Source organism: Microbacterium sp. AK009 (assembly GCF_013410955.1).
Classification (GTDB): domain Bacteria; phylum Actinomycetota; class Actinomycetes; order Actinomycetales; family Microbacteriaceae; genus Microbacterium.
Genome location: NZ_JACCCG010000002.1, coordinates 22,265 through 36,123 on the forward strand (window position 1 = coordinate 22,265; position 13,859 = coordinate 36,123).

Here is a 13,859-nt window from a genome sequence, read left to right on the forward strand (position 1 = left end):
AATGTCAGGGGCGTCCGACATCTCGTGCTCTGCCGCACCGATTCCCTACCCGCGATGTCTGTGCTCTGGTGGCGCTGTTTTGGCGCGGCGGTACGATCTCCCGCATGGAAGAACGAATCGTGCGGCTCTTAGGTGCCGATGAAGGATGGACAGAGACGACGATCTACGGCGAACTGCCCGACTAGCTCGTTCACGAGGGGCGCGGTTACCGTCGTACCGGATCTGACCAGCTCGGCATGACCGTCTACGAGTACGTCGAGACCAATTCAGCGGACTAACACTCCCCGTCAGCGGCCGTTAGATTAGGCCACATTGATCGGTGGCCGGTAGGCGGCAAGTAGGCGGCCTTCCAGGAGCGCCGCGTCTTCCTTCGTCGCGGTGACCACCCACGTCAGCTCGCAGCTCCGCAGCCACGCATTCACGATCGCTACTTGGGGAGCAGTCGTCACGGTCGGTCGTCGTCGGGTGTATTCCCGGTCGAGGTTGAGTTCGCGCACGGCCACCCACGACCGGAGCGTGCTTCTGCTGAGGTCGAGCGACGTCCCCAGGTGGGTGCCGAGGCGAGAACGCAGATCTGACGCCTTCCCGAGGTAGACGCACTCGCCGTCTCGGAACCACGCATAGACGCCCGGCTTAGCGGGTATGTCAGGGCGTGCCACGTTGGCGGTGGGGTGTCGCGGCGCGGACAAAAGCGCACGCCACTCATCTGACTCCGGGCGGCCCAAGGTCACCGCAGTTCGTCTTCGAGGTCGCGGGCAAGCCGCACGATCTTCTGGGCGTCGGCCTTGATCTGCGGGTCGTCAGTTGCGGCCTCAATCCGCCGCGCGAGGCGGAGGATGTCTTCTGCGTCGTCGGCACGGGTTTGACTTGAGTACACGCCGTTGCGAAGTTCCATGCCGCTTACGGTAGCCAGCGCGACCGACATTCAAGGTCGTTGTGGAATGAACAACGAGCATTGACATTTTCGTCCGACTGTTCATACTCAGTCATCCGCTCCTCGTCGGGCTGCGGTGTAGAGGATCCCAACCGGGGATCATCCGCCGCTTCCGATGAGGAGGGCTCACCATGAGTGAGAACGAACCGCCCGAGGTGCCGGCCACGGCTCTCGGCCCGATCCGCCCGCTGAGCGTGCGGATCACTGACGGCCTGCGGGCACGTCACAACGCCGCCGGGCGCGAGTTCTTCTTCGTCAACGAAGACATCGACTGGCTCGCGATCCGCCCGTTCGTCGAGGACGTGGAGATCAACTAGGCCTTCTCGAGAGACGACAGCCAGCGGAGGGCCGACTCCATTCGAATCTGCCTATGTCAGCGTGACCAGACTCAGTTGCTTCGTGTCAGGAAAATACTTCAAGCCCGCGGCGAGCTTGACCGGGTGAGCGTCGGCTCGGGGCAGCTCCAGCATTATCGTGAACTGCACTGTGTCATCAATGTTCGTCTGTAAGCGATAGATGTAGTCGTTTTCGATCTCGGCACGGATGACGGCTGCGAGTTCCTCGCGCGAGTGCTGATCAAGGCCAGCGATCTTCAGAATCTCGCCTTTGGCGTCGCGCAGATACCCGAACTTCGCTTCTGGGATGAGCACTTCGAACTCGCCAAGCTCCATGGGCTGATCCGAGATGGCGTTGAGTGAAACAAGGAGGTCGTCTCGGTGGATGGGTGCTCGCTCGGACTGGATCTTGTACGAGAGCAGGGGAGTGAAGAGCGACCCAACCGTGCTGACCGTCCGAAAGCCAAATCGCTCGAACGGTAATCCGGATTCGTTACTGGTACCCACTAGCGGCTCGTCGAGCCCGTGATCAGTGATGACTGCGTCCTGATACTGTACGAACGCCGACGGGAGAATGTCGGCGACCTCGGTGCGAAACGGTGAGTGGTACGTCGTCGGCACGTGTCCCAGGTATCCGGGCGTGTCCACGAAGGCAGCTCGGATCGTCTCGACCTGTGGCGCCGACAGGTTGGTGACGTAGGCGCAGTAGATCAACTGTTCGCCCCAGTCCTGGAGCGCGCCTGGCACTAACCCGGAGTACGACGCAAGCTCGCGCGTCGCCGCGGGATGCCAGCCAATGTCCCCATGCAAAACGCTTCGGGTGGAAGCGTGGTCGAGAAGAGGCAGCAGGCGCTCCATCACCGCGTGCCCGAACCACCAGTGCCCGACGGCATCGACGTTGAAGAGCAGTGCCATCTCGTAGCGCTTCGTGCTCGGAACGAGTGCGGGGGCAAGCTGCTCGTACCGCACACCTTGCTCGCCCAGGCCTCGCACCAGCGTGTTGAAGTGCGACCGTATCCAGCGGCCAAACTGCTGCGAGTCCAGCTTGAAGGTCACTCGATCGGCCTCGAGCCCGAACGAGTGACGCTGGTTCAGCGTCAAGATGGAAGCCATGACGAGATTGTCGCGCATCGGACGCGAGTCGATTCGTCGTCAACTGGCCATTCTCAAAAAGCCCTGGTTATGGAACAATAATACTCAGACCACAGGATCCGGTTGAGCAATTGTGCTCCCGGCTGCCCCGCTTCTGGTGACGTATGCGCCGCGGGGCACACGGTTGGTGTCCGCATCCGCCGATACGGTACCTAAGAGCATCGACAGTAACAAGCGCGCCCGCCGCAGGAGACGAGACATGGCCCCCACAACAAAAGAAGCACAGCGCGCGGAATTGCATCGAACGATCTGGCGCATCGCGAACGACCTTCGCGGTTCGGTGGACGGCTGGGACTTCAAGTCCTACGTTCTGGGGATTCTGTTCTACAGATTCATCTCCGAGAACCTTACGAACTACATCAATGACGCGGAGCGCAGGGCGGGCGTCGAGAACTTCGACTTCGCCACGCTGAGCGACGAGAACGCCGAGTTCGGTCGCAAGGAGACTGTCGCAGAGAAGGGCTTCTTCATCCTGCCGAGTGAGCTCTTCGTCAACGTCCGTGCGGTTGCAGCAGACGATGAGAACCTCAACGAGACGCTCGAGCGCATCTTCGCCAACATCGAAGGATCGGCGTCGGGAACGGACTCTGAGGACGATCTCAAAGGACTCTTCGATGACCTCGATGTCAATAGCGCCAAACTCGGCAACACCGTTGCTCGGCGAAACGAGAAGCTGGTCAAGCTGCTCAACGCCATCGGCGACCTCAATCTCGGTGGCTTCGACAATCACGCCATTGACACATTTGGCGATGCCTACGAGTACCTCATGCAGATGTACGCCGCCAACGCTGGCAAGTCTGGTGGTGAGTACTACACGCCGCAGGAAGTCTCAGAACTCCTCGCCCGCATCACGGTTGTCGGCAAGAAGTCGGTCAACAAGGTCTATGACCCGGCTGTTGGGTCTGGCTCGTTGCTGCTCAAGTTTGCGAAGGTGCTCGGCAAGGAGAACGTTCGCCAGGGGTTTTACGGCCAGGAGATAAACCTGACCACCTATAACCTCGCGCGCATCAACATGTTCCTGCACGATGTGAACTACGAGAAGTTCAATCTGGCGCACGGCGATACCCTCGTTGATCCAGCGCACTGGGACGACGAGCCGTTCGAGGCGATCGTCTCCAACCCGCCATACTCCATCAATTGGGAGGGTGACAGCAACCCGCTTCTTATCAACGATCCGCGCTTCGCGCCCGCGGGTGTTCTGGCGCCGAAGAGCAAAGCAGACCTTGCCTTCACCATGCACATCCTCAGTTGGCTTGCCGTGGACGGCACCGCCGCAATCGTTGAGTTTCCGGGGGTCATGTATCGCGGGGGCGCGGAGCAGAAGATCCGTAAGTACCTCATCGAGAACAACTACGTCGATACAGTGATTCAGCTGCCGCCGGACCTCTTCTTCGGTACCGCAATTGCAACCTGCATCCTCGTGCTCAAGAAGTCGAAGAAGGACAACTCGGTCCTATTCATCGATGCGACTGGAGAGGTGACTCGCCCGGCCAACAAAAACAAACTCAGCACGGAGAACCAGGACGCCATCCTCGGTGCGTTCGTCGCGCGAGAGGATGTCGATCACTTCGCCAAACTCGTCTCGAACGCCGATCTCGCCGCCAACAACTACAACATCTCCGTCACTTCGTACGTCGAGGCGAGGGACACCCGCGAGGTCGTTGATATCGGAAGCCTCAACGCGGAACTTCTCGAGATCGTGCATCGCCAAGGTGAGCTGCGTGCGGCTATCGATGAGATTGTGGCTGAGCTGGAAGCGAGGGGAGATGCAGCTGTCTGACCTTCTTTCGGCAGCGCCTGAGCGGACAGAGTCACGTGTTGACCGGTTTCTCTTTGGAGCCCGGCCCCTTGGCTGGGGGCGGACGACGACGATTCGCGCAGGTCAGGTCGCGCTGAACTTCCGGTGTCGAACATGCGCTGGATCTCGCACTTTCCTCTCTAGCTCGACACTGTCGTGCTTGGTTGTCGGAGAGCGGCTGCTAAGCATCGACGTCACCCTCAAGTGCTCGACATGTGCCAGTACGGTTGAAGCGTGGTTTCTGGTCGCGGGCGAGGATGACTTCTACTCCTCCGCCCCGCTCGTTCGTGTCGAGCGCTACACCGAGAACTTGCGCGATCGCGCAGATCGCATTCAGTCAGATTCCGGGCCGTTCGCTGATCTCCTGACGCGTGCTCAGATCGCCTTCGAACTCGGTCTTGGCGCGGGCTCGATGATCTACCTACGCAAGATATTTGAGTTGGTGACGCATCAGGTCGCCGAGATTGCTGAAGTCCCGCTCCAGACGGCGAGAGGGAAGCGACGCCCGTTCAAAGACGTGCTGCAGGAGGTCAATGAGAAGCGCAACATCATCCCGCTGCGCTTCTCCGGGAGTGGCTACAAGCTCTTCGGTGAACTCAGCGACGTGATTCATGGGCAGTCCGACGAGGATGTTGCCCTCGCGAAGTACCGGCCTTGCAGGCAGCTCGTGCTCGGTGTCGTCGATCAGGTTGCGAAAGACAACGAATACGCAAACGCGATCGAGGAACTTGGCTGGGGCATTGATGATATTGGGCAGATTGCGTCTGAAGGAGTGTCGTCATGAGCCGGGTTTACGAACTCATCGACAAGCTTGCTCCAAATGGCGTGACCTATCGGGCCATCGGCGACATCACAACCAGGGGAAAGAACATCCGCTGGTCGGACACTGGCGAGCAAGCCTTTCAGTACATCGACCTGTCATCCGTCGATCGTGTCACACGCAAGATTGGTGTCACAGCCACCGTCACAGTTAAAGATGCGCCGAGCCGCGCGCGGCAGGTTGTGCGCCAGGGCGATGTCATCTTCGCCACGACGCGGCCGGCGCAGATGCGCTGGGCGGTGATTCCAGAAGAGCTCGATGGCCAGATCGCGAGCACCGGTTTCTGCGTGCTCCGGCCAGAGACATCTGTGGTCCTGACCAACTTTCTCGCGCACATCCTGGGCACGGACGCATTCCGCCGTTACATCGAAGCGAACCAGGTTCCAGGTAACTACCCGGCGATCTCCGACGCCGCAGTTCGCGCGTATCGGATTCCAGTTCCGCACCTCGAGATTCAGCGAGAGATCGTCAGAATCTTGGACGAGTTCAGCTCGCAGGACGAGCTACTCGTCACTGAGCTCCGCCGCGAGCTCGAGATTCGTCAGGTGCAGTATGCACACTATCGTGACTCCCTCCTGATTGGATCGGAGACTGACCATGAGCGGTGGGCCATGGTCGGTGAACTTTACGACTCGTCTTCCGGGCTTTCAAAGAGTGCAGACGAGTTCGGTTTTGGGCACCCGTTCCTGTCGTTCAAGACCGTGTTCAACAACGCGGTTGTTCCATCCGAGCTCACCGATCTCGTCAACTCGACAGAAGCTGAGCAGGCTCGGTACTCGATTAAGGCCGGCGATGTTTTTGTAACCCGCACGAGTGAAGATCTTGACGGACTCGGTACGAGCTGCGCAGCGCTCAGGGACTACCCGACGGCCACGTTCAATGGCTTTACGAAACGTTTGCGCCCAAAGACGCAGCGCGTCATTGATGCGCAGTTTGCCGCGTACTTTTTTCGCTCATCGCTCTTCAGAACGCAGATCGCGCGGATGGCGATCCTCTCGACGCGTGTCAGTCTGAATGACGACATCCTGTCTCGAGTCCGCATTCCCATCCATTCCATTGAGGAGCAAGAGCAGATCGTCGCCACACTCGGCAAACTCGACGCCCTGAGTACTGAGCTGTCTGCCGGTGTTCGTCGCGAGATAGTCGGCCGCCGCACCCAGCGGGAGTACTACCGCGATCGTCTACTTACCTTCGAGGAGCTTCCGTCATGAGTGATCTTCGCCCTCGTCGGTACGACCCAATCGCCGTCAGCTCCGAGAGCACGGTCGTTGCCGAGTATGTCGCCGATGCGAGCGATGGTGTTGCCTACCAGTCCGAAGCTGAGCTGGAGAAGGAGTTCATCAAGCTTCTCGAGGCGCAGGCGTATGAACATCTTCCGATCACCAGTGAACGACAACTGGTCGCCAACCTCCGGGCTCAGCTTGAGGCACTCAACCGCACCATTTTCAGCGACGCCGAGTGGGAGCGGTTCTTCACAACGAAGATCGCTGCAGCTAATGATGGGATCGCTGAGAAAACCGTTCGCCTGCAGGACGATCACATTCAGGCACTGAAGCGCGACGACGGGACGACCAAGAACATCAGCCTCATCGACAAGAAGAGCGTTCACAACAACCGCCTGCAGGTGATCAACCAGTACGAACTCGCTGCGGGTGAGGGCGGCGCAAGCTACGGCAATCGTTACGACGTGACCGTGCTCGTCAACGGACTTCCAATGGTGCACATCGAGCTCAAGCGCCGCGGCGTCGACATCCGCGAGGCGTTCAACCAGATCGATCGCTACCAGCGCGACAGCCTGTGGGCCGGTTCAGGCCTTTTCGAATACGTTCAGCTCTTCGTCATCAGCAACGGCACGCTGACCAAGTACTACAGCAACACGACCCGGCGCCAACACGTCGAGGATCTGAAGGGCAAGAAGCGGACGCGCAGGACGAGCAACTCGTTCGAGTTCACATCATGGTGGGCCGACGCGCAGAATCGGCCAATTCAGGATCTCTCGGCATTCGCCAAAACCTTCTTCGCCCGTCATACGTTGCTCAATGTCCTCACCAAGTACTGCGTGCTCACCGCCGACCGCATGCTGCTCGTGATGCGCCCCTACCAAATCGTCGCTGCGGAGCGGATCCTGAACCGCATTGAGATCTCGGGCAACTACAAGCAGCTCGGCAGCCTGAGGGCCGGCGGGTACGTGTGGCATACGACGGGTTCAGGTAAGACACTGACGAGCTTTAAGGCAGCCCAACTCGCCAGCCGGATGCCGAGCGTGGAGAAGGTGCTGTTCGTCGTCGACCGCAAGGATCTCGACTATCAGACGATGCGTGAGTACGACCGGTTCGAGAAGGGAGCGGCCAATTCCAATACCTCCACGACGGTGCTCAAGAAGCAGCTGGAAGATCCGAACGCACGGATCATTATCACCACGATTCAGAAGCTTGCGACGTTCATCAATGCGCCTGCCAACAAGGGCCACGCCATCTTCGAAGGCCACGTCGTTCTGATCTTCGACGAGTGCCACCGATCACAGTTCGGCGATATGCACACCGCGATCACGAAGGCGTTCAAGCGATACAACCTCTTCGGCTTCACCGGAACGCCGATCTTCGCGGTGAACGCAGGCACCAGCGGTAACCCGAGGTTGCGGACTACGGCTCAGGCCTTCGGGTGCTTCTTGCACGGCGACCCGAAGAACTGCCCGCCCGAGAGCCATCAGATGGCGATCCACGCCTACACAATCGTCGACGCCATCAGCGACAAAAACGTCCTGCCGTTCCGCATCGACTACGTCAACACGGTTCAGGTTGGCGCGGTCGTCGATGCGCAGGTGTCTGCGATCGACACCGAGAAGGCCCTCCTTGCTTCCGAGCGCCTCACCAAGATCGTTGAGTACACGCTCGAGCACTTTGACCAGAAGACGCGCAGGTCGGAACACTATTCGCTGGGTGAACGCCGTGTGCATGGCTTCAACGCCCTGTTCGCCACCGCCTCGATCGAGGCGGCGAAGCGCTATTACACGCGCTTCAAGGAGGCACAGGCGGAGGTCACGCCCGATCGCCAGCTCAAGATAGGAATCATCTACTCGTATGCTGCGAACGACGCAGTCGGCGACGAGTATCTCGACGACGAGGGCTTCGACACCGGCGCACTCGACCAGTCCTCGCGCGACTTTCTAGCGGCCGCGATCGAGGACTACAACGCCATGTTCGCGACGAGCTTCGACACCTCTTCCGACAAGTTCCAGAACTACTACAAGGACCTCTCGCTTCGACTCAAGAACCGCGAGCTGGACCTCGTCATCGTGGTCAACATGTTCCTGACAGGCTTCGACGCCACCACGCTCAACACCCTCTTTGTCGACAAACGACTCGTCAATCACGGCCTGATTCAGGCGTACTCGCGCACCAACCGCATCCTCAACTCCGTCAAGACGTACGGCAATATCGTCAGTTTCCGTGATCTCGAGGAGGAGACGAACGAGGCGATCGCGCTCTTCGGCAACAAGGACGCCAAGGGCATCGTCCTTCTAAAGCCCTACGGCGAGTACTACGAGACCTACTCAGAAAAGGTGCAGGAGCTTTTCGAGCGGTTCCCGCTCGGCGAGCCGATCGTCGGTGAATCGGCACAGAAGGCGTTCATCGCGCTGTTCGGCCAGATCCTGCGCCTACAGAACATTCTGAGCTCGTTCGACGACTTCATCGGGCACGAGATCCTGACAGATCGCCAGGGTCAGGACTATCGCAGCGTCTATCTCGACCTTTACGCCGACTTCCGGACAACTAGGGACACCGAGAAGGAGTCCATCGTTGACGACGTCGTCTTCGAGATCGAGCTGATCAAGCAGGTCGAGATCAATGTCGACTACGTCCTAATGCTTGTCCAGAAGTTCCGCGATAACCGGGGCGATGGGGAAGATCGTGAGATTCGCGCGAACATCTCGCATGCAATTGATGCCAGCCCGAGCTTGCGCAACAAGAAGGACTTGGTTGAGGACTTCGTGGAGTCGATCTCTGCGAACGGGGATATCGACGAACAGTGGGCTGCGTACGTGGCTGCCCGTCGCACCACGGAACTGAATGCCATCATCGATGAAGAGAACCTCAAGCCAGACGAGACCCGCGCGTTCATCGCAACGGCGTTCCGCGAGGGCGAGGTGAAGGTCACTGGCACGGCTATCACCAAGGTACTTCCGCCGGTCTCACGCTTCGGGCCCGACGGCGGTCATGGCGAGAAGAAGCAACGCGTTCTCGAGAAGCTCGGGTTCTTCTTCGAGCGGTTCTTTGGCTTGGGCGCCAAGGAGACTGACGACGAGTAGCTCGCCGGTGGTGTGCGGTCGAACTGTGGCAGGCCAGTTAAGTCAATCAAGTAGGGAGATGGATGGTCCCGATACTCTCTAGTTCACGAGTTCAACACGAGCTAGAGGACTACTAGTGATCGTTCAGCCGACATTCCACGTGCCGCTCGACCTCGAACTGGGACTCCTAAGCGGAGACTTCATCCGATACGGCGGCGTCGTACGTGACACCGCGGGACGGCTCGTGACCCACCTCAAGGAGATTCCAACACCGGAGGTGGTGGTCGAAGGTGCGAAGCGCGCCGCCCTGAGTCTCAAGAATCCATGGGTAGTCGTGGGGATGGGAGTGCTCACCCTCGTTGCCGTCGGCGGGGGCGTCGTTATCGCGCTGAGCAAACGCAAGAAGGATGCCGAGCCGGTGATCCCCGAGTGTGTCCAGAACTACACCGAGGCACTTCGCGCCTACTTGGACGCGATTCAGAACGGCGCCCTCGACGCAGACATCATCGACCGCCTCATCGTGAATCTCGACGCGGTGATCGCCTACGGAGAGGAAGGTGACACGACCGTCGCGTTCTCTCCCGATCAGCTCGCCACCTTGACCAATGTTGTCCTGGACTACACCGCCGAACTGGCCAAGGCGAACGACTTCGAGCTCGACGGACCTGAGACGCCGAGCACGAGCACGAGCACGAGCACAGACGGTGGGGAAGTCGTCGACCTGCGCAGATACCTCGAACTTCAGCGGCGAATCTTCGGCGAGGCTGCCTAGTCGAACGGGTCACGCGCTCTCCGCGTAATCGCGGTGGCGTAATTTAACGGCGGATCTCGACACCTTGGCTCCGAAGCACCTTCAGTATGACGTGCGTACTGAACCCCACCTCGTGTCCAATTGCGGTTGCTGAGGGGCCCTCGAGATAGCGCTGGACGGCACGGGCCTGCTGCTCGTCACTCATCCGGGTGACCGTGACGATGCCCGCCCTCGCGAGATGCTGCCCCGCGGTCTGTCGCGCGATCTCAAACTCCCGAGCGGCAGCAGCAACGCTGCCTGTCGCTCGGTAGCTCGCGATAAGCCCCTCCGCCTCCTCGGGCCGAAGTTGTCGTGCCGTCCGTGGCTTCACGGGCTGGGTATCTGGACGGATAGCCTGTCGAGATTTCGCCATACGCTCAGCGGGACGGATCGCGGCGCGGGATTGTTTGGAGTAGGCGTGCGCCCTGCGCTCCAACCGGCCGGCGCATATGCGGGTATTGAACTAGACCCCTGTCAGCGCCGGTTCGGACGGTGCGCCTGCGAGACTTAGCCAGGTGTCGACCACGGTGTCGGGGTTGAGCGAGACGGAGTCGATGCCCTGGGCGACGAGCCACTGGGCGAGGTCGGGATGGAAACGACATGACGCAGCTCACACTCGGACTCGATCGCGACAGCGGCCTGGTCGCTGGAGCGTTCGACGAGCGCGATCCGGCCGTACTGAAACTTCGCACCCTCGCCATCGACGCCTGCAGGCGGCAGGGGAAATACGTCGGGATCTGTGGCCAGGGCCCGAGCGAATGGGCGCGCCCTGTGCGGACGAGGCGATCACCGCGCGCGGCCGAACAAGTCGGACGCGCCCAGCACGGATGCCGGTGCCTGACAAATCCGACCGGTGTACCCGTTGGCCACAAGGCACGAAGGTGATTCGCCCTGAGTTTCGTTCCTATCGGGCGGCTTGGGAGACTGGTGTTCCCAAGGGTGTGTCGAGGCCAGCGTAGTAGTCGGCTTCGACCTCGGCGGGGGTGCGCATGTCGAGCTCTCCGTGGAGGCGCTGGTTGTTCCACCACCACACGTATTCGAGCGTCGCGAGTTCGACTTGCTCGACCGTGCGCCACGGGCCGCGGCGGCGGATCAGTCTGTCTTGTAGAGCCCGTTGACGGCCTCGGCCATCGCGTTATCGAAACTGTCGCCGACGGTTCCGGTCGACGGCGTCGCGCCGAGTTCTTCGATGCGGTCCGTGTAGACCACGGCGAGGTAGTTCGACCCGTGGTCGGCGTGGTGGACGAGTCCGTCGAGGTTCCCGTCCGCAGCCCATGCCGCCATGTTCAACGCTTGGAGCGGCAGGATGTCGGCTTTGAGCGTCGAGGCGACGTTCCACCCGACGATGCGGCGGGAGAACACGTCGGTGACGAACGCGACGTAAGCGAACCCGGACCACGTCGCGACATAGGTCACGTCCGCGACCCAGAGCCTGCGGGGCGCGTCGGCGGTGAACCGCCGCTGCACGAGATCCCTCGGCTTCTCGTTCGCCGGGTCGGGCTTCGTGGTGAAGACCTTCTTCGACCGTTTCACCCCGTGAACCCCCGCGATGCGCATCAGCCGGCCGGTCTGATCCCGACCGATGATCCAGCCCTGCCGTCGCAGCAACGCATGCATCTTGCGGACCCCGTAGACGCCGTAGTTCTCCGTATGCAGGCGCACGATCTCCGGGACCAGCAACTCGTCCCGCAGTTGCCGGGCTGATGCGGGACGCGCTTTCGCGGCCCGGTATCCGCGGGCGGTGAGGAACCCCACCTCGGCTTGCCGCATCACACGGCAGACGAGCTCGACCCCGAGACGATCACGCATCTTGTCGACGAACGCGATCATCTCGACGAGGGGCGGCCGAGCTCGGTCGCGAAAAACACGCTCGCTGACCGGAGGATCTCGTTCGCCTTCTCCAACTCGGCGATCTGCTTCTTCAACCGCTTGATCTCCGCCTGCGCGTCACTCGAGGTCCCCGGCTGACGGCCCTCGTCGACGTCGAGGCGCTTCTTCCACAATCGCAGCGTCTCGGGGTTCACACCGAGCCTCCCGGCGACGTGCTTGATCGCGGCGTGATCGGTCTTGTGATCGGGGCGAGCCTCACTCAGCATCCGCAGCGCGCGCTGACGGAACTCGTCCGGATACGGTCCTGGCATGAATCCATCCTCCAAAAGGAAAGGACGGAATGAAACTCAGGGCGAATCAAAACGCCCCACGACGACAACGTCGCCACAGACGAACCCCGCGCGCTCGTCTGCCGCCGAGAGCTTCATGGGATGCAAAGGCGGAGGCCGCCTAAGCACCTGCGACCGAAACACAGGGCCGGGTTTCTACTCGTACCACTACTCCTATTCGTGGAAGATAACTTCGACATCGAGAGCCAGCGCCCAGGATGTGATGCGCATATTCCAGAACAATCCAGTGGACATATTCCCGTTCAAGGTTGAAAGCTGCGATAAATTTCGGAATGGCGGGCAGTGCACGCTCAAGACTGGTGAGGAGAACCTTCCTGACTACACGGGTGTTCCTGCCAACAGCGTTGGCGTCGTTGAGGTTGCAACTACACCACTGTCTGTAACTTTCACCGTGCTCGAGGAGGCACCTGGCTCAACCATTGAGTTCCGCACTTCCGTGAAAGATGGAAACGTGTACCTGACTCAAACTGCGAATGCCGATGGCGCGGACGCTCTGACCCTCGCAGGTGTCTACTGGTTCGACTTAGCGAAGAATGCGTGGGATATTCAGCAAGCAGCGCTTCAGGAAAAGGTAAAGGCCGAGTATGGAGGGTAACGCAGGTGGGCGACAGCTTGTGCGGACCGTGGGCCTTCTTCTGCTGTATTCCGCGGTTCTGAGTATCTGTGCCACCTTGATCTTCCGATCAATCGTGTTCCCGCCGCCGTCCTCCGCATTCGAACTCTTGGAGGAGAGCAGGGGCACAGCATTGGTCCTGATGGTGGGTGGTTTGATCGCAGCTGGAGTTACGACTGCAGCGTGGAGCCAGCTCAGGCGAGTCCCCTCATCCAACCGATCAGGGAAGTCGCGCTATGTTGCCGTCGCAGCCGCTGGCCCCCTTACTGCGACGGTGCCAGGGGTGTTTCTTTTCCTTTTCACGATGGGATGGTACGGGCTCGCTCTGGTGGTGGCCCTGACACTAGCGGCAACGGGTGGGTACTGGCTCATCCTCCGCCTAGCCGTCCGTTCAGAAAACGCTTTCGAGGCCGGACACACATAAACTGATGTCGCTGTGCGAACGATGCTGAACGTACGTTTGCCCGCAGCCCGGCCGGGGGAAAAGGTTCTTCGGCCAATAGGAAGCAACCGGCGCTACGCCGGACAGTACGCCCAGCTAATGGACGTACGCATCCTGGCTCGCATCGCCACCAGCGGACCGCTGCAAAGCCTGACCGAGGCGAAACTGCAGCTCGACAAGGAGCCGCTGACGCGCGACCCAAATCCCAAGCAATGTTCGCGTTTGGGTGCGCTTTGGGAGCCCACACCTGCTCGTGTTGATGCCGAGGCGTGCAGCTGGACCGCCAACGCTGTCGCAATTCGGCATGATCGGGGAGAAGCAGCAGTACAACGCATGGGTATTGTCACGGGCCGTCCGACAGGTCACCCGGTAGGTCGCGTGTGGACAGCCCACTTCGTGCCGCCGGCGACATCCGTAGGCTGCAACCATGGGTGCCTTGACCGCGATGTCGCCAAACTTCAACGAGGACTGGTGGAGCACCGAACCTCAGCTTCGGGCCTGGGACTA

The 13,859-nt window shown here is 60.4% G+C and carries 10 protein-coding genes and 2 pseudogenes; 8 read left to right on the forward strand and 4 right to left on the reverse strand.

The window, feature by feature from the left end:
• Positions 1 to 302: 302 nt before the first annotated feature.
• Positions 303 to 659 carry a GIY-YIG nuclease family protein gene (locus HDC37_RS04070; RefSeq protein ID WP_179559149.1) on the reverse strand — a complete coding sequence of 119 codons (357 nt, stop codon included), beginning with the start codon at positions 657 to 659 and terminating at the stop codon, positions 303 to 305.
• A 68-nt stretch (positions 660 to 727) separates the two neighbouring features.
• A complete protein-coding gene (locus HDC37_RS04075) occupies positions 728 to 895 on the reverse strand; it encodes a hypothetical protein (protein WP_179559150.1) in 168 nt (55 codons plus the stop codon).
• 170 nt (positions 896 to 1,065) lie between these two features.
• Between HDC37_RS04075 and HDC37_RS04080 the strand changes: the two genes are divergently transcribed.
• Positions 1,066 to 1,251: a hypothetical protein gene (locus HDC37_RS04080; RefSeq protein WP_179559151.1), complete on the forward strand. Its 186-nt coding sequence runs from the start codon at positions 1,066 to 1,068 to the stop codon at positions 1,249 to 1,251.
• Positions 1,252 to 1,302: 51 nt separating this feature from the next.
• On the opposite strand, the gene HDC37_RS04085 is transcribed toward HDC37_RS04080, so the two are convergent.
• On the reverse strand, positions 1,303 to 2,382 hold the full coding sequence (locus tag HDC37_RS04085; protein ID WP_179559152.1) for a hypothetical protein: 1,080 nt from the start codon (positions 2,380 to 2,382) through the stop codon (positions 1,303 to 1,305).
• Positions 2,383 to 2,620: 238 nt separating this feature from the next.
• Here HDC37_RS04085 and HDC37_RS04090 point away from each other — a divergent pair, with 238 nt between their 5' ends.
• The 6 genes and pseudogenes from HDC37_RS04090 to HDC37_RS17060 all read left to right on the forward strand — a co-directional run.
• On the forward strand, positions 2,621 to 4,201 hold the full coding sequence (locus HDC37_RS04090) for a type I restriction-modification system subunit M (protein WP_179559153.1): 1,581 nt from the start codon (positions 2,621 to 2,623) through the stop codon (positions 4,199 to 4,201).
• A gap of 178 nt (positions 4,202 to 4,379) precedes the next feature.
• Positions 4,380 to 5,003 carry a hypothetical protein gene (locus HDC37_RS04095; protein WP_179559154.1) on the forward strand — a complete coding sequence of 208 codons (624 nt, stop codon included), beginning with the start codon at positions 4,380 to 4,382 and terminating at the stop codon, positions 5,001 to 5,003.
• Complete coding sequence (locus HDC37_RS04100) at positions 5,000 to 6,250, forward strand: restriction endonuclease subunit S (protein WP_179559155.1); 1,251 nt, start codon at positions 5,000 to 5,002, stop codon at positions 6,248 to 6,250. The genes HDC37_RS04095 and HDC37_RS04100 overlap by 4 nt, the downstream gene beginning before the upstream one ends.
• Positions 6,247 to 9,348, forward strand: coding sequence for a type I restriction endonuclease subunit R (locus HDC37_RS04105; RefSeq protein WP_179559156.1), 3,102 nt, complete (start codon positions 6,247 to 6,249; stop codon positions 9,346 to 9,348). Before HDC37_RS04100 ends, HDC37_RS04105 begins: the two co-directional genes overlap by 4 nt.
• A gap of 139 nt (positions 9,349 to 9,487) precedes the next feature.
• Positions 9,488 to 10,099 carry a hypothetical protein gene (locus tag HDC37_RS04110; protein ID WP_179559157.1) on the forward strand — a complete coding sequence of 204 codons (612 nt, stop codon included), beginning with the start codon at positions 9,488 to 9,490 and terminating at the stop codon, positions 10,097 to 10,099.
• Positions 10,100 to 10,711: 612 nt separating this feature from the next.
• Positions 10,712 to 10,876: pseudogene (locus tag HDC37_RS17060) on the forward strand (putative PEP-binding protein); the annotation flags it as partial.
• A 145-nt stretch (positions 10,877 to 11,021) separates the two neighbouring features.
• On the opposite strand, the pseudogene HDC37_RS17585 reads toward HDC37_RS17060, so the two are convergent.
• Positions 11,022 to 12,258: pseudogene (locus HDC37_RS17585) on the reverse strand (IS3 family transposase).
• Between HDC37_RS17585 and HDC37_RS04125 the strand changes: the two are divergent.
• The gene (locus HDC37_RS04125; protein WP_179559158.1) at positions 12,257 to 12,892 is read left to right on the forward strand and encodes a hypothetical protein; all 636 of its coding nucleotides are present in this window, start codon (positions 12,257 to 12,259) and stop codon (positions 12,890 to 12,892) included. The pseudogene HDC37_RS17585 and the gene HDC37_RS04125 overlap by 2 nt on opposite strands.
• Positions 12,893 to 13,859 lie beyond the last annotated feature (967 nt).